This is a genomic window from Marinobacter sp. R17 (genome assembly GCF_003789045.1).
GTDB classification, from domain to species: domain Bacteria; phylum Pseudomonadota; class Gammaproteobacteria; order Pseudomonadales; family Oleiphilaceae; genus Marinobacter_A; species Marinobacter_A mangrovi.
Genome location: NZ_RHGZ01000014.1, coordinates 89240 through 105885 on the forward strand (window position 1 = coordinate 89240; position 16646 = coordinate 105885).

Here is a 16646-nt window from a genome sequence, read left to right on the forward strand (position 1 = left end):
GCATGAATCCGAATCTCGACCGTCTTCATCCCTACCCGTTTGAGAAACTGGCGCAACTCAAGGCCGGCATCACGCCGCCCGCGTCGCTCGCGCCGATCGCCCTGGGCATTGGTGAGCCCAAGCACGCCGCGCCCTCGTTCGTAAAGGACGTGGTGCGTAACAACCTGGACCGTCTGGCCAACTACCCGACGACCAAAGGGATGGAAGAGCTGCGCCAGACCATCGCCGACTGGGCCACGGCGCGTTTTGAGCTGACGCCGGGCACGCTGACAGCAGCCGATCACATCATTCCCGTAAACGGCACGCGGGAGGCCATCTTCTCCCTCGCCCAAGCCGTCGTTAACCCCATTCCGGGCGCGAAAGTGGTCATGCCCAACCCGTTCTACCAGATCTATGAGGGGGCCGCGTTTCTCGCTGGCGCCGAGCCGCATTTCCTGCCCTGCGAGGCGGACAATCATTTCATCCCGGATTTCGAAGCGGTGACCAGCGAGGTCTGGGATCGCTGCCAGATCCTGTACCTGTGCTCGCCGGGTAACCCGAGCGGCAGCGTCATCCCCCGGGATACGCTCAAGCGGCTGATCGAGCTGGCTGACCGGCACGATTTCCTGATTGCTTCGGATGAGTGCTATTCCGAACTCTATCCGGACGAGAACAATCCGCCGGAAGGCCTGCTGCAGACCTGCGCCGCTATCGGTCGCGATGACTATGCGCGTTGCATTGTCTTCCACAGTCTGTCGAAACGCAGCAACCTGCCGGGCCTGCGTTCGGGCTTCGTGGCTGGCGACGCCCAAGTGCTCAAGGAATACCTGCGCTACCGCACCTATCACGGCTCGTCCATGCCGATCCAGCACCAACTGGCCAGCATCGCCGCCTGGCAGGATGAAGATCACGTCCGGGAAAATCGCGCCGCCTATCGCGAGAAATTCGATGCGGTAGTGCCCATCCTGTCCGAGGTGATGCGCGTATCGGCCCCGGATGCCGGCTTCTACCTGTGGCCAGAGACACCCTTCGCCGATGACATCTTCGCCCGTGACCTGGCGGCCCAGCAGAACGTTCATGTACTGCCGGGACGCTATCTGTCCCGCGACGTGAACGGACGAAACCCAGGGGAAAACCGAATTCGTATGGCGCTGGTTGCACCGCTGGCCGAATGCATCGAGGCCGCCGAACGCATCCGTACCTTCATTCAGGAGCAGTAAGGCCCATGGACATCTACGGCATCAAAAACTGCGATACGGTCAAGAAAGCCCTCAAGTTTCTGGACAACGCTGACCAGAGCTACACCTTCCACGATTTCAAGAAGGAAGGCGTTGACGAGGATCGGCTGGCCAGCTGGGAGAAACAGGTCGGCTGGGAAATCCTGCTGAACCGCCGCGGCACCACCTGGCGCAAGCTGCCGGATGACGTTCGTGATAACATAGACCGCGATTCCGCGCTGGCAGTCATGATGGAGAATCCGTCCATCATCAAGCGGCCTGTCGTTGAGCTGAAAGGCCAGATTCATGTCGGCTTCAACGCCGACGACTGGACCCGCCTCATCGGCTGAAACCTATTTTCAGATCCCGTTTCAGGATAATCCGGGCGCCTCGCGGCGCCCGAAGCAACCGTTTACTGATCAAGGAGCACAACCCCCATGAGTTTCGCATTCGGCATCGGCATCGGCACCCAGAACAGCAAGGGCGAGTGGCTGGAAACGTTTTACCAGAAGCCCCTGTACATGCCGGAGGCGACCATCCGGGAAATCGCATCCAACACGCTGGGATATCAGGGCGGCAACCAGGCCATCGAAGCCGATGCAGCACAGCTGACCCAATTTGCGGAGGCCCTGCGTAGCGCCGGACAGGACGATCAGGCTCGTCTGGCCGAGAAAGCCGCCGGCAGCAAACGCCCGGCCGTCGTCACACTGCTGGATACCGACGACACCGCCTCCAGCACCCCGGAGGTCTACCTCAAGCTGCACCTGATCTCCCATCGCCTAGTTAAGCCGCACGGACTCAAGCTGGACGGCATCTTCGGCCTGCTGCCCAACGTAGCCTGGACCAACGAGGGCGCGATTGATCTGAACGAGCTGGCTGACCGCCAGATGGATGCCCGGACGGAAGACCGCCTGCTGGAAGTGAAGTCCGTCGACAAATTCCCGCAGATGACCGACTACGTGGTGCCGCGCGGCGTGCGTATCGCGGATACCGCCCGGGTTCGCCTGGGCGCCTACGTGGGCGAAGGCACCACCGTCATGCATGAAGGCTTTATCAACTTCAACGCCGGTACCGAAGGCACCAGCATGATCGAAGGCCGGATCTCCGCCGGCGTCATGGTTGGCAAAGGATCCGACCTGGGCGGTGGCTGCTCGACCATGGGCACCCTGTCCGGTGGCGGCAACATCATCATTGCCGTCGGCGAGAACTGCCTGATCGGCGCGAATGCCGGCATCGGCATCCCGCTGGGCGACCGCACCACCGTTGAAGCCGGCCTGTACATCACCGCCGGCACCAAGGTTGCCGTGCTGGACGACAAGAACGAGGTGGTTCAGACGGTCAAGGCGCGGGACCTGGCCGGCAAGCCGGACCTGTTGTTCCGCCGCAACTCCCAGAACGGCGCGGTGGAGTGCAAGACCAACAAGACCGCGATCGAACTGAACGAGGCGTTGCACGCAAATAATTGATTGTTTGCCGGAGGGGCGCTAAATCACCGTAGGTTGGGCTGACGAAGGAAGCCCAACGGGGTGAGCGCCCTAAGGTACTGAACGCAAACAGTTTCCGCTATGAACGCGGATGGCATCCAACCGGCTGCAAGTCGAGAATTGTTGGGCATCCTTCGTCAGCCCAACCTACCGGCCTCTCGCAAGAAGCCACGGCCCGTACTGAACATTCGGTTAATCCAATAACCCGCAGATCCAATCAACCCAAGAGACCCGCATGTCCCTATCCCCCACCCTTGAGCTCGCCATAGAACTGATTCGCCGCCGATCCGTCACGCCCGATGACGCGGATTGCCAGGCGCTGATGATGCAACACCTCTCCCCGCTGGGTTTTGAGGGTGAAGCCATGAACTTTGGCGAGGTCCAGAACCTCTGGGCGCGTCGTGGAAAGGAAGGGCCCGTGCTGGCGTTCGCCGGTCATACCGATGTGGTGCCGACCGGTCCGGAAAAGAACTGGTCACAGGCGCCGTTCGAGCCGGCGATCCGGGATGGCTATTTGTATGGTCGGGGGGCCGCCGATATGAAAGGCAGCCTGGCGGCCTTTGTGACGGCCTGCAAACGCTTTGTCGCCCAGCATCCGGATCACAAGGGTTCGATTGCGCTGCTGATTACCAGCGATGAGGAAGGTCCGGCCCATGACGGCACCGTCAAAGTGGTCGAAGCCCTGGAAGCCCGCAACGAGAAGATGGACTGGTGCCTGATCGGCGAGCCGTCCAGCACGCATCGGGTAGGCGACATCATCAAGAACGGCCGACGGGGGTCGCTGCACGGCTACCTGACCGTACACGGCATCCAGGGCCATGTGGCCTACCCTCACCTGGCCGAAAATCCGGTGCACACGGCAGCCCCGGCACTGGACGCGCTGGCCCGGACGCAGTGGGACGAAGGCAATGCATTCTTCCCTGCCACCACGTTCCAGATCACCAAGGTCGAAGCCGGCACCGGCAGCAACGTGATTCCAGGCGAACTGACCGTTCACTTCAACTTCCGCTACTGCACCGAGAACACCGCGGACAGCCTGCAGCAGCGCGTGATCGAGATCCTGGACAGCCACGGATTGAAATACGACCTGCAGTGGCACCTGAGCGGCCAGCCGTTCCTGACCGACCGAGGCTCCCTGGTTGATGCGGCCAGCGAGGCAATCCAGGCCGTTACCGGCGAGCCGACGGAGCTCTCAACGTCCGGCGGCACCTCTGACGGTCGCTTTATTGCTCCGACGGGCGCCCAGGTCGTGGAGTTGGGCCCGGTGAATGCAACGATCCATAAGATCGATGAGTGCGTGAAGGCCGACGACCTGGATACGTTGTCGGCGATCTATGAAGAGATTCTGGTGCGGTTGCTGGCGAAATAAACGCCGGTGATCACGGCCGCGATCCGGTAGGTTGGGCTGACACAGGAAGCCCAACAAGAAGTGGGCACCGGATGTTCCCGTTATCGCGGAGATGCCTAGCGCTTGGGTTTTAAAAACCGGCTTGGCCGGTATTGAATGGGATTGGCCGTAAACCCGGTTTGTTGGGCTTCCTGTGTCAGCCCAACCCCGCTGAAGCATCGGCTACATTGGTCAGCCAACTCGAGCATGTAGCAGATGCTTTAGCTTCTGAGGCGCCGCCAGGCGCCCGCAAAACCCTGCTTAACCTCAATAATGTGGTGGCGGCGCTTCTTCCTCTTCCCGCTTGATGTTGGAGGGCGACACCGCTTCCAACTGTTTCTTGAGTAGTCTCTTGGCCTCCCAAAGTTCCCGCATATCGATCTCCTGACGTGACAATTGGTCGCTCAGGGTGGCTATCACGTCGTCCTGGAAGGCCACACGGGTTTCCAGTTCCACCATTCGTGCTTCCAGTTCTTCCCAATTCATGTGACGGAACTCCTGCTCTGGGGTGGGTCGTCCACAGACTGATCTGTTATGATGCTGCGCTTGCAGATGGGCTACCCGGCTAATCCGGCTATTGTGGTCGCCTGGAACCTCTGCAATTTTGTTACGCCTGAGCCCCCATTTTACGTGATTCAGGCGCCCTTATGTTTTTGATTGATCGATTGATGGGAGAATAAGTCGTCCAATGCGTAATCCACAGAAAGCGATTCTGGTAGCCCTGCTGATCGCTATTCCGGCCCCGTTCGTCCTGGCCTTTTTCCTGGTCACCTTTACACCGGAACTTTTCCAGATCCTGTCGCAATCGGGCACCAATGATGTCGCCGACAACCCCACCTTTGTGCTCGGCAGCGCGCAGGGTATTGCCGCCTACGTGATCGCCGTAGTCCTGTTTGGCATTGCTGGCTTCCTGGCCGTGGCACTAACCCAAAGCAAATCCGCCAGCGGCAGCCAGAATGATCGTCCCGCCAGCGATGGCATGGAGGATGATTTCGGGCCGGAAGGCAATGAGGAAGGAACCGTTAAGTGGTTCAACGTGAAGAAAGGCTTTGGCTTTATTGTCCGCGAAAGCGGTGATGAGGTCTTCGTCCACTTCCGAGCCATTCGCGGCCGTGGTCGTCGCGTTTTGCGTCAAGGCCAACTGGTGCGCTTCAACGTCGTTCAGGCCGATAAAGGTCTGCAGGCGGACAACGTCAGCATCCTGGAAGACTGACCGAAACCGCTGCAAGTCCATGGGAATCCCGACATGGCTCGGGATTCCCATGGACCTCTGGCCATTCAGTTCCAGTTCACCATCTGCTCACCCCGGTGATCCAACCGCCACCATTTTTCATCCTGCACGGGATCCCCTTCCTTCCAGTCACCCGGGCTGCAACGCACTTCAACGTCAAGACGACGCCAGGCATTACGGGCACAGTCCAGATCCGAACGCCATGGCAGCTCATCGCCTTCCAGTACGACACTGGTGAAATGTTTGGAAAAGGCGCCGGGGTATAACGAAACGCGTACCGGCACGCCCTGATAATAGCCCTTACCTTTAGCAACACCGACACTGCCGACAGCGGCCATCGCAAGGCCATCCAGGGATTCTCCCAGCCAGGCTTCCAACCGGGCTGTATCCAGTTCACGCACGTAGATTTCCAGATCGTTCATAGCAGAACATCAAACCTTCGAATAACGACGCTCAATGCAACGGCACGAGAACGACCGCTCTCGCAGCATCGAGAAACGCCAAATCCGGCCATAATGCCGCAGCTAGCTGTCTTCGGCAATTGGTGCGGGACAACACCGGGGTTGCCGACACAGCACATCCGGGCCACCGTCATTGAACGTTGCCCCACGTGCCGCGACAATCTCCCGCTCCACATCGACTACCCGCACCGTCCGCAAATCGCCGCGGCGCGCCTTTTCATGCCAGTCGACGCTGTACGCCGCCCGCTCGATCTCCGCCAGACGGATGTCGTACTCCAGCGAGTCAACGTCGCCACCGCGGGCCTGAGCCAATAACAAGGCCCGGTTAAGATCTTCGATACGCGCCTCGACACTTCGCAACGCCGGATCGCCCCGCTCGGCCACCATCGCCACACGCGCCGCCGCCGCAGACAGCCAACGCAACGAACCACCCGGCGTCTCCGGCCCTTCGGGCGAAAGTCCACGGGCCGCTCGATGCAACGCATCAGGGTCGATCTCGACACGCCATTCGCGCTCAATCGCCGACTGCTTGCCTCTTATAATGCTCAACCGGTGGTCGATTCCAGAGGGCGGCATATCCATGGGGTCGACCGAACGGCCGGAGTGGGCCATCAGTGACTGGGCATCCTCTTGCCCCGAAGCCCGACTGGCCAACAGCACAGGGCCCGGGTGAGACAGCAACAACTCGCTCGCCGGATGTAGAGGGTCTTTCATCAGGTAAAGCAGATCGTCTGGCGACATATCATCGAGGATCAACACCGTCCGGGCCGGACTCACCTCATTGCCCGATGGCACAGCCGGCTCGAGACTCGCCATCACCTCACACTCTCTCCGCAAGTCCATCCACACCGAGGGAAATGGCCAATGCGGGATGTGAGCCCGCAGCAATTCGGTCTTGCCCGAACCGGCTTCTCCCCTTAACCAGACGATTCCTCTCGACGAGCGCATCAGGGCGACGGCCAACGAGTCAGCAAAGGCGTGCCACCCCGGTGAAACAGAGGCCAACGTGAGATGGGAAGTGCGACTCGAGGCGCCGGAAGAAGACGAACGAGGGGCTTGCGGCCGGTTCCCTGGCCATTGTGACATAAGGTCCTCCTTTGACCTGTATGACTGGATAATGGATCTCGTAGCCGGTTAACTCCTGTACCCCGGCTACGAACGCGGGTCAGACCCGGTTATAAGTATCGGCGAACCGTACAATATCGTCTTCGCCGAGATAACTCCCGGTCTGGACCTCGATCAATTCCAGCGGGATGACGCCCGGATTGGTCAGACGATGTCGGTGGCCAACGGGAATGTATGTGGACTGATCTTCTGTCAGCAGAATCTCCTCGTCACCGCGAACCACATTGGCGGTCCCACTGACCACAACCCAGTGCTCGGCCCTGTGATGGTGTTTCTGCAGGGAGAGGGACGCGCCCGGGTTAACGGTGATGCGCTTGACCTGGAAGCGCTCGCCCATCGCAATACCCTCGTAGGTTCCCCAGGGCCGGTGGACTTTCTTGTGGAAGCGGTGCTCGGCGCGCCCCTGGGCCTTCACCTGGGCGACGAGCTTCTTCACATCCTGAACCCGGTTACGGTCCGCCACCAGGACCACGTCATCGGTCTCGACGATAACATGGTCACTGATGCCCAGCGCCGCAATCAGACGGCCCTCAGAATGGATGTAGGAGCCGGATACGTCCTCGGTGATGACATCGCCCCGACAGACGTTGCCATGCTCATCCCGCGGCTGAATTTCCCACAGCGCGGACCAGGACCCCACATCACTCCATCCGGCGTCCAGAGGTACGACTACGGCATCCTGGGTCTTTTCCATCACCGCATAGTCAATGGAATCATCCGGACAGGCCTCGAAGGCTTCCCGATCGACGCGCACGAAGTCCATATCCGACTGTTTGCCGGCATAAGCGTTCCGGCAGGCTTCCAGCATTTTCGGGTTGTGCTTGCCCAATTCTTCGAGATAGCGATCCGCGCGGAACAGGAACATACCGCTGTTCCAGTAGTAGCCGCCCTGATCCAGATAGGATTGAGCCGTAGCTTCATCAGGCTTTTCTACGAAGGCCTCCACCGGAGCGGAGCCCTCGGCCATGTCGCCCGCCTTGATATAGCCGTAACCGGTATGAGGCGTAGCAGGCACCACACCAAAGGTCACCAGCTTGCCGCCTGCGGCGGCTTTGGCTCCGACCGCGACAGCCTCGGCAAACGCCTGCTGGTTACGAAGGACGTGATCGGAAGGCATGATCAGCAACAACTCTTCCGGATCGCTTTCTGCAGCGGCCAGCGCCGCCAGCGCGATTGCCGGCGCCGTGTTCCGACCAACCGGTTCGAGAATGATCCCATCGGTTTTCTTGTCCGCCAGCTCATGCAGATGCGCTGCCACGACAAAGCGGTGGTCTTCATTGGTAATCGCCATAACACGTGTCGACGGGGCACACCCCAAACCACGCGTAATGGTTTCGGCCAATAGCGACTCTTCTGTGACTACAGGCAGGAACTGCTTTGGATAAGCCTCGCGGGATAGCGGCCACAATCGGGTACCGGACCCACCGGAAAGAATGACGGCTAGCATAGAGCATCCTTGTCAGAAACTTTGATCGGATTCTAACGTAAAAGCGCTACTCAATGCTTCTTTGGAAGGAGGTCAAATGGCCGGGAAAAGCCAATAAGACAGTTTTATTAACGAGAAATAATGCGGCGGAAATTAAAAGAAACGAGGCCCCGGCACCTCAACTGCCGGGGCCCGACTGGCTTAATCCTGCTGCCAGCCCTGTACGGCTTCCTTACCGTATTTCTCGCGCCACTCGTTCAGCGTTTTGTGATTACCACCGCGTGTTTTCACAACTTCGCCGGAGTGCGGGTTTTTATAAGTCTTCAGCGGACGCTTCGGGCGAGAGGAGCCTGCCGCGTCGGCTTTGGCGCCAGACACTGACGGATCAATCGCACCCAGGACCTGCAACACATCCTTGGCGGATTTGTTGTAGTCCTTCATCAGACCGCGGATCTTCTCTTCAAACTCAAGTTCACGCTTCAATGCGTTGTCTTCCTCGAGCTTCTTCAATTCGTCTGCAAGCTTATCCATCAGCTGTTTTTTCTGGTAATACTCATTGATCTTTGCCATGGATTTTACCCTTAATTGGTCAAAAACAACTTTGAAACTGAATTCGTAAATTCGGAAAGTAAAGCAAAAGAAATATCGTTCTTTGCCGAGTCAAAAACTGACAACAGCGATAATAGATCAATAATCCCTCAGTGACAATTAAATGAGGAAATATGACCTGAGCTTCATGACAATATCGAGTAAAAACGACAAGAATACGAAATTACCGATATCGCCCTTCAATAAATCAGAGTCGTAAATCGGATTCCGACTTCCCGAATACAGCCTTCAGATCAAAGAAGATGCCGCCCGGTTTCAGATAGGTTCGAATTTCACTGGCACCCATTTCAATATAATCACGATGCGGTACGGCCAGTATGACGCCTTCATAGACGCCTGCTTCCGGCTGATTCGCCAATGCTATCCCATACTCGTGCTGCGCTTCTTCATTACTTGCCCAAACATCGGCGACATCAACCTGACATCCGAAATCCCGCAATTCACGAACGACATCAATAACGCGTGTATTCCGCAAATCTGGGCAATTCTCTTTAAATGTCAGGCCCAAAATCAGTATGCGGGCCCCGGATATTGTCTGCCCGGCCTTGATCATTGCTTTAACCAGCGCAGAGGCGGCATAAGCGCCCATGGAGTCATTCATACGACGACCCGCAAGAATCATTTCCGGATGATGACCGACGGCTTGTGCCTTGTGAGTCAGATAATAGGGGTCGACACCAATACAATGCCCGCCAACCAGGCCCGGTTTAAACGGAAGGAAATTCCATTTGGTGCCCGCCGCAGCCAACACGTCCTGAGTGTCCAGACCAAGGCGTGCGAAGATCATGGCCAACTCATTCATTAGGGCGATATTGACGTCACGCTGGGTGTTCTCGATGACCTTGGCCGCCTCGGCGACTTTGATGGAGCTGGCTTTGTGAGTGCCTGCGGTAATCACATTTCCATAAAGCGCGTCGATTTCGCTGGCAATCTCAGGTGTGGATCCTGAAGTCACCTTCTTGATACTTGTTATGCGATGTTCTTTATCGCCTGGGTTGATCCGTTCCGGACTATAGCCGGCATAGAAATCCCGATTGAATTTGAGTCCAGAGACTCTTTCAAGAATGGGGACGCAAACTTCCTCGGTTGCTCCGGGATAAACGGTCGATTCATAAATGACGATATCGCCTGCTTTCAGGACCTGGCCGACGGTTTCACTGGCTTTAACGAGCGGTGTCAAATCAGGGGACTTAAATTCGTCAATTGGCGTAGGGACCGTGACGATAAAGATCTGACAGTCCCTTATCCCTTCAACGGAATCTGAAAACGAAAGTCCCTTTGCTTCAGCGAGCTCAGAAGTAGACACTTCCCGCGTATAGTCCTGCCCTTTCCGCAGTTCAGCGATCCGTTTTGGATTGATATCAAAACCAACAACGTCCATCTTTCCGCCGAAAGCAGCAGCCAGCGGCAAGCCAACATAACCCAGACCGATCACAGCAACTTTTTTTCCCATTTCTCAGATCCTTTGCACACAGGGAAGTTTTGATTCGTCAGTTTAATTGAGTTATCGAACTTTTTGGAAGGGAAATCTGGCAATATGATCCAGGCCAAGGGCGCAAAAAAGGTAGTGCTCACGTTTAAACTCTTTCGACAAGCCATTCGAGCGAACATGCAGACCAAGATGCCCGAATAATTCCAGATCTATCGCCATAGTAAATATGGCAAATAGCCTAGCTATCGAGAATAAGATTTCTCTCTTTCAGATACTGGAGCAGATTCTCAACACATTCCTCAATGCTCAGTTGAGAAGTATCCAGCGTAATTTCGGGATGCGAAGGAATTTCGTAGGGTGAATCGATACCTGTGAAGTGCTTTATCTGCCCCGATCGAGCCTTGCTGTATAAGCCTTTTGGGTCTCGGGATTCGCATGTTTCCAAAGGTGTGTTCATGAACACCTCAATGAACTCACCCGCCGGGAATAGCTTTCGCACCATTCTGCGATCATCGGTAAAAGGTGAAATAAATGCACTGAGAACAATCAGTCCCGCATCTGCGAATAGCTTACTCACTTCACCAATTCGGCGAATGTTTTCAACTCGATCATCATACGAGAAACCTAAATCCTTGTTGAGACCGTGCCGCACATTATCTCCATCCAAGAGAAACGTATGGTAACCGCGCTGGAAGAGCGCTATATCCAGTGCATTAGCAATCGTCGACTTACCCGAACCACTTAAACCAGTGAACCAGAGCAAGCAGGGGCCCTGATTCTTGAGGCCGGCACGTTCTGAACGGCTGATTTTATGCTGGTGCCACACGATATCGTGATTCATTCACACATTCCTTCGCCGATGACCACACGATAATTGCACCTATCCGAGCTCCTGACCAAATCAGGCTAATGCACATTACCCTTCAAGGGATTTGCATTTGGGCCCCGATCACCAACAAACATGCTATTGCTAAGCCAAACCAAATCAGAAAGATCGCCATTCGGCTGATATCCCAAGGGTGCCTCTTTGAGCAATTTGCTCAATGTTGTCAAATCGAATCGCTCGCTGGCCGTTTGAATCAAGTCAATCAATTCCCTTACCTCGGACCAAGGCAGACTGACCTCTCTCGCCATCATGATCCTTGGATGCTCAGTACCTTGAGGATCATCCCCGATCAAAAGCTCCTCATACAGTTTTTCTCCGGGCCGCAATCCACTGAAAACCACCTCAACATCTCCGTCGGGATTCTCCTCAGATTTTTCTTCCAAACCCATCAAATGGATCATCTTTCGTGCCAAATCAACAATTCTAACTGGCTCACCCATATCGAGGACAAAAACCTCTCCTTTGCTCCCCATGCAGCCAGCCTGCAACACCAACTGGGTAGCCTCGGGTATCGTCATAAAATATCGAATAATATCTGGATGTGTAACGGTGATTGGCCCACCGTCCCGAATCTGATCCCTAAATAGCGGCACAACTGAGCCGCTTGACCCCAACACGTTACCGAAACGCACCATTGTGAAGCGCGTCTTGCTGACCCGTTCAGATAAACCCTGCAGAACCAACTCAGCCAATCGTTTCGAAGCTCCCATGACATTTGTAGGTCGCACAGCTTTATCCGTGGAGATCAGAATGAACTTCTCTACCCCCGCCGCTATGGCAGCTTCAGCCATGTGCCAAGTTCCGAACACGTTATTCTGCAATCCTTCTATAATGTTGTGCTCTACCAGCGGAACGTGTTTATAGGCAGCGGCATGATAAACAGCACGAACGGCAAATGCTTTCAATACGGCTTCGCAGCGTCGACGATGGCAGACACTTCCAAGTATAGGATGTAGCTCAACGCCCAACCCTTCAACCTGATTAATTGCTCGAAGTTCTCTTTCTATTGAATAAAGAGAGAATTCGGACTGCTCAAACAGAACCAGCACACTGGGACGGTGCCGGATGATTTGTCGACATAATTCTGAGCCGATTGAACCACCCGCCCCGGTCACCAAAACAGACTTCCCACAAAGGCTGCTTTCAACAACCGACGCATCAATCTGAACGGGATCTCGTCCAAGTAAGTCCTCAATATCCAGGTCGCGGATATCATTGATACGGGCCCGGCCAGCAACGAGTTCCGACATTGAGGGAACAGTCTGAACTGGCACTGAAAGGACCTCCAACTGCTTAAGTAACCTCTTTCGATCTACACGAGAATCGGCATCAAGAGCTAGCAGTAGTCGCTGGACGCGATGTTTCTCCACAGCTTTCGAAACATGCTCGATTCCAACAACCGGCAATCCATTTATGGTTGATCGATGATTCGCAGGAGTGAATGTCAGAAAAAGTACGGGCCCATACTCGGTACCCTTCTCAAGCGCCGAAGCAAGCTGCAGCCCCGTATCTCCCGCCCCTACGATAGCGACACGCTCCTTGCGCCGCATGCGCGGACGATTAACAATCATGCGCACGCTCAACCGGGTACCGCTAACGAAAAGGAAGGCAACCGCACCGTAAATAATGGGAACAGATCGCGGAACAAAAGCCTGAAACAGATAGCCAAGCACAATCAGCGTTAGGCTTGATGCAACAACGCCATAAACAATCACTAAGAATGCCTTGTCGCCCAGATAACGAATAACCGCGCGATATAATCCCAGTTTTATGAAGACACCAATTGTAACCATGACGGTTAGAGACGCTACCGCAAATTGCTCTTGGGTAGGAAGCCAGTACTGCTGGTCCAGGCGCAGGGCAAAAGCGGCCCATATCGCGAAAAAAAGGACAAACATGTCAGATGCCACGGATATCATCCTCTTTTGATATCTAGGCAGGTTCAGAAACTTATCCAACATAATCTGTCCTTATTCAGATTCCGCCAAGGAATTGCCGCAAGCTAAACCTTTCATGTCGCCATATATCACTTGTCGATGCCAACGAGGTGCCCTATACCTTACGGAAACTTGAAGCCAGTACCGAAGCCAATTGATAACATGAATGCATTGCCTGCTTCTCGATTCATTAACCAATGAGTCGGCGAGGATGCTCTGCTTACATGCCGGTCCTTATGCGATCTCCAGAGCCTTTTCCGGCCACCGTCAACAAGATCATCTTGAAGTACATTTTCAAAGACAAGGACTGAAGCATCCGCTGATCCGTTTCAGCGAGCAGCTTTGGAGTAGACATATCAATGCCGTTTACCTGGGCTAAACCTGTAATACCCGGCCGTGCATCCAGCACTCCGCGAGCCTCTCTTTCCATGATTAATTCTTCCTGACTAAACAGGCAAGGCCGGGGACCCACGATACTCATATCGCCCATAAACACGTTCCAGAGCTGAGGCAGCTCGTCCAGCTTGGTCTTTCGCAGAAACCTTCCAAACGAAGTAATATCGCTGGAATTTGCCAAATGGGTGGCAACCGATTTAGCCGTCACATTCATGGTGCGGAATTTAACCAATCGAAACGATTTTTTCCTCAATCCGACTCGTTCCTGCACAAACAGCGGCGATCCGGTGTCGAACAAACCCACGATGAACAAGAGAAGGAATACCGGTGCTCCCAGAAGCAACCCGATGCCCGCCAGCGTCAAATCAATCAAGCGAATCAGCATAACGCTTCCCTATTTCCTCGAGCTGCTCTATCGATCCGGATTTCGGGACCCAACCCAGCTTCTTTCGTGCCTTGCTTCCATCAATTTCCAAATCACAAAATAACTGAATATACATACCTCGCTTTCCCACAAACTTAAGCAGGGAACTCATGAGCCATTGGGGGACGGGAAAAAGTCCGGCAGAACGGCGCATACCGGCTCTCAAAGCCCTCACCATATCGCTGGTTGAAACCGGACTCTCTTCAGCAACAACAAAGGTCTCGTTGCCAGCGGCCGGGTGATCTATGCAAACCGCCATGAACGCTGCCAATTGGCTGAGCGATATTATATTCCTTCTGTTTGAGCAGCGCCCCAACGGCAACGGTATCCCCATACGCGCGAGCTTAAGCAATTTACCAAAATTGCCGGGCGCCTGATCACCATAAACAAGCGGTGGTCGCACAATCGTCAACTCGCTCTCGCCTTCTTCCTCAAAAAGCCGAATTAAGGCTAATTCGGCCTCCATCTTCGAAACGGCGTAAGGCGACTCCGGATTAAACGGTGCTTGCTCTGAGATCGGCCTCCCATCTGTTATTGCCCCATGCACTCCGATTGAGCTGACAAACACAAAGCGACGAACGCCGGAATCCAGTGCGGCCTTAGCCAAGCGGAGTGTCACGTCCACGTTGACTTGCCGGAAATGGTCCAGCTCTTGATGATCTTCGCCACCCTTTCCGTGTGCCTGGCCAGCCAAGTGCACGATACAGTCGACGTCCCGCAGCAGCGAGTCGCCCAAGAAATCCTTCTCCAGATTGCAGCGGTGTAGAATCGCTCCAGGAGGTAAATCGGCTCTATCTGAACGGGTCACGCCAATCACTTCATAACCCGTCGATACCAGATGTTTGCACAGCTCACGACCTACGAATCCGGAAGCACCGGTAACCAGCAACTTCTTCGCCATGCTAACGATCAGTCCAAATCATTGAGGGTAAGCAGTTCGTCAAAATAAGAGATGGTTTTGCGCAGCCCTTCTTCCAGCCTGATAGTCGGCTCCCAGCCCAGTTCTTGGCGAGCCATTTGAATATCCGGTTGCCGCTGCTTGGGATCATCCTGCGGAAGCGGCTTAAAGACCAAGTTGGAGGACGACCCCGTCAATTCAATAACCTGCTCAGCCAACTCTTTGATAGTAAACTCACGCGGATTACCCATATTTACGGGTCCTGTGAGCTCTTCCGGAGAATTCATCAGCCTGACAAAGCCCTCTATCAAATCATCAACATAACAAAAACTACGGGTTTGCTGCCCCTCTCCGTATATCGTGATATCTTCGCCTTTCAGTGCCTGGACCACAAAATTACTGACCACCCGGCCATCATTAGGGTGCATCCTCGGACCATAAGTATTGAAGATACGCGCCACCTTGATCGGCAAATTGTGCTGTCGGTAATAATCGAAAAACAGTGTTTCAGCACACCGTTTTCCCTCATCGTAACAAGAGCGGATGCCAATGGGGTTTACCTTCCCCCAATAACTTTCCGGCTGGGGATGCACTTCCGGATCACCGTAAACCTCGCTCGTTGACGCCTGAAAAATACGTGCCCGGAGTCGTTTTGCAAGGCCCAGCATGTTGATTGCACCATGCACGCTGGTTTTTGTAGTTTGCACAGGGTCATGCTGGTAGTGAACAGGCGACGCAGGACATGCAAGATTGTAAATCTGATCCACTTCCACGTAGAGAGGAAACGTAACGTCGTGCCTCATTACCTCAAAATAGGGATTATTCATGAGATGGGCAATATTACGCTTTCGACCGGTGAAAAAGTTATCGACACAAAGCACATCATGCCCGTCCTGGAGAAGGCGTTCGCATAAATGGGATCCTAGAAATCCACCGCCGCCTGTAACCAACACTCTCATATCACATTCCTTTCCGTAAATACCTGAAATAAAGACCACCCAAAATATGGGACGCCGTAAATAGAATAGAAGTTAAAAGCCCTCGGCCTGGATAATTCATGTGGACCATGAAGACCTTTTTCATCATCTTGAGTTTGGATCCAGAAATCTGGCCTTCACTTTTTCTGTAATATAAAAGCGGTTCCCGGACCTTTCTGCATTTAACACCGGCGTTAAGAATTCTCAACCAGCAGTGAAAATCCTCAACCGCTTTATAGTTCGGAGATTCTTCAAATGGGAACTTGCTGACCAGTGACTTCGATACAACAACACTTGAGGTCGGAATCTTGGCTCTGAAAGACTGGGCCATGAAACCGATATGATCGACGGATACCTGCCCTATTTCCGGGAATTCAATTGTCGAATCATCCTCAAAATCTATCATGGATGAACAGGCAAAAAACTCATCCGGTGACTCGACAAGATCAACTTGCTTTTCCAGTTTCTGGGGATGCCAGATGTCATCGGAATCCAAAAACGCAACAAGATCATACCGGGCCTCACTCACACCTACGTTTCTTGGGCCAGCAGGGCCGCCGAAATTTTTTTCCAGTCGAATAAGACGTATCCGGTGATCATCTTCAGCGATGCGAGTGACTAGATCGCAAGTGCTATCCGTAGAGCAATCGTCAACAACAATCAGCTCCCAGTTATTATAGGTCTGATGCTGAAGCGACGAAATCGTGTTCTCTATATATTGAGCTGCATTGTATGCCGGCATGACGACACTGACACTGACTTCTTCCACTATTCACT

General features: G+C 54.4%; 17 protein-coding genes. 5 read left to right on the top strand and 12 right to left on the bottom strand.

Annotated features, from left to right (window positions below):
- Positions 1-2 precede the first annotated feature (2 nt).
- The 4 genes from dapC (at position 3) to dapE (ending at position 4049) form a co-directional block, all read left to right on the top strand.
- Positions 3-1199 carry a succinyldiaminopimelate transaminase gene (gene dapC, locus EB809_RS11680; RefSeq protein ID WP_123634996.1) on the top strand — a complete coding sequence of 399 codons (1197 nt, stop codon included), beginning with the start codon at positions 3-5 and terminating at the stop codon, positions 1197-1199.
- A 5-nt stretch (positions 1200-1204) separates the two neighbouring features.
- Entirely contained in the window at positions 1205-1546 is a 342-nt protein-coding gene (locus tag EB809_RS11685; protein ID WP_123634997.1) for an ArsC family reductase, read from the top strand.
- A gap of 87 nt (positions 1547-1633) precedes the next feature.
- Positions 1634-2662 (top strand): 2,3,4,5-tetrahydropyridine-2,6-dicarboxylate N-succinyltransferase, encoded by a 1029-nt coding sequence (gene dapD / locus EB809_RS11690; RefSeq protein WP_123634998.1) that lies wholly within the window; start codon positions 1634-1636, stop codon positions 2660-2662.
- Between the two features lie 253 nt (positions 2663-2915).
- Positions 2916-4049: a succinyl-diaminopimelate desuccinylase gene (gene dapE / locus EB809_RS11695; RefSeq protein ID WP_123634999.1), complete on the top strand. Its 1134-nt coding sequence runs from the start codon at positions 2916-2918 to the stop codon at positions 4047-4049.
- A 285-nt stretch (positions 4050-4334) separates the two neighbouring features.
- Here the strand turns inward: dapE and EB809_RS11700 are convergent, their stop codons facing one another.
- Complete coding sequence (locus EB809_RS11700) at positions 4335-4553, bottom strand: SlyX family protein (protein ID WP_123635000.1); 219 nt, start codon at positions 4551-4553, stop codon at positions 4335-4337.
- 202 nt (positions 4554-4755) lie between these two features.
- Between EB809_RS11700 and EB809_RS21245 the strand changes: the two genes are divergently transcribed.
- The gene (locus EB809_RS21245) at positions 4756-5280 is read left to right on the top strand and encodes a cold-shock protein (RefSeq protein ID WP_123635001.1); all 525 of its coding nucleotides are present in this window, start codon (positions 4756-4758) and stop codon (positions 5278-5280) included.
- Between the two features lie 65 nt (positions 5281-5345).
- Here EB809_RS21245 and EB809_RS11710 read toward each other — a convergent pair whose 3' ends face one another.
- From EB809_RS11710 to EB809_RS11760, 11 genes are all read right to left on the bottom strand, one after another.
- Positions 5346-5720 carry a hypothetical protein gene (locus EB809_RS11710; protein WP_123635002.1) on the bottom strand — a complete coding sequence of 125 codons (375 nt, stop codon included), beginning with the start codon at positions 5718-5720 and terminating at the stop codon, positions 5346-5348.
- A gap of 102 nt (positions 5721-5822) precedes the next feature.
- Positions 5823-6575, bottom strand: a complete 753-nt coding sequence (locus tag EB809_RS11715; protein WP_123635003.1) for a hypothetical protein — start codon at positions 6573-6575, stop codon at positions 5823-5825.
- Between the two features lie 349 nt (positions 6576-6924).
- Positions 6925-8331 (bottom strand): mannose-1-phosphate guanylyltransferase/mannose-6-phosphate isomerase, encoded by a 1407-nt coding sequence (locus tag EB809_RS11720; RefSeq protein WP_123635004.1) that lies wholly within the window; start codon positions 8329-8331, stop codon positions 6925-6927.
- A gap of 180 nt (positions 8332-8511) precedes the next feature.
- Positions 8512-8880: a histone-like nucleoid-structuring protein, MvaT/MvaU family gene (locus EB809_RS11725; protein ID WP_123635005.1), complete on the bottom strand. Its 369-nt coding sequence runs from the start codon at positions 8878-8880 to the stop codon at positions 8512-8514.
- A 226-nt stretch (positions 8881-9106) separates the two neighbouring features.
- Positions 9107-10372 (bottom strand): Vi polysaccharide biosynthesis UDP-N-acetylglucosamine C-6 dehydrogenase TviB, encoded by a 1266-nt coding sequence (gene tviB, locus EB809_RS11730; protein WP_123635006.1) that lies wholly within the window; start codon positions 10370-10372, stop codon positions 9107-9109.
- A 217-nt stretch (positions 10373-10589) separates the two neighbouring features.
- Positions 10590-11192 carry an adenylyl-sulfate kinase gene (cysC, locus tag EB809_RS11735; RefSeq protein WP_123635007.1) on the bottom strand — a complete coding sequence of 201 codons (603 nt, stop codon included), beginning with the start codon at positions 11190-11192 and terminating at the stop codon, positions 10590-10592.
- A 65-nt stretch (positions 11193-11257) separates the two neighbouring features.
- Positions 11258-13198 carry a nucleoside-diphosphate sugar epimerase/dehydratase gene (locus tag EB809_RS11740; protein ID WP_123635008.1) on the bottom strand — a complete coding sequence of 647 codons (1941 nt, stop codon included), beginning with the start codon at positions 13196-13198 and terminating at the stop codon, positions 11258-11260.
- Between the two features lie 196 nt (positions 13199-13394).
- On the bottom strand, positions 13395-13952 hold the full coding sequence (locus tag EB809_RS11745) for a sugar transferase (RefSeq protein ID WP_123635031.1): 558 nt from the start codon (positions 13950-13952) through the stop codon (positions 13395-13397).
- Positions 13936-14895, bottom strand: a complete 960-nt coding sequence (locus tag EB809_RS11750; RefSeq protein ID WP_123635009.1) for an NAD-dependent epimerase/dehydratase family protein — start codon at positions 14893-14895, stop codon at positions 13936-13938. Before EB809_RS11750 ends, EB809_RS11745 begins: the two co-directional genes overlap by 17 nt.
- An 8-nt stretch (positions 14896-14903) precedes the next feature.
- The gene (locus tag EB809_RS11755) at positions 14904-15851 is read right to left on the bottom strand and encodes a UDP-glucuronic acid decarboxylase family protein (RefSeq protein ID WP_123635010.1); all 948 of its coding nucleotides are present in this window, start codon (positions 15849-15851) and stop codon (positions 14904-14906) included.
- Position 15852: 1 nt separating this feature from the next.
- Entirely contained in the window at positions 15853-16638 is a 786-nt protein-coding gene (locus EB809_RS11760) for a glycosyltransferase family 2 protein (protein ID WP_190294880.1), read from the bottom strand.
- Positions 16639-16646: the final 8 nt, after the last annotated feature.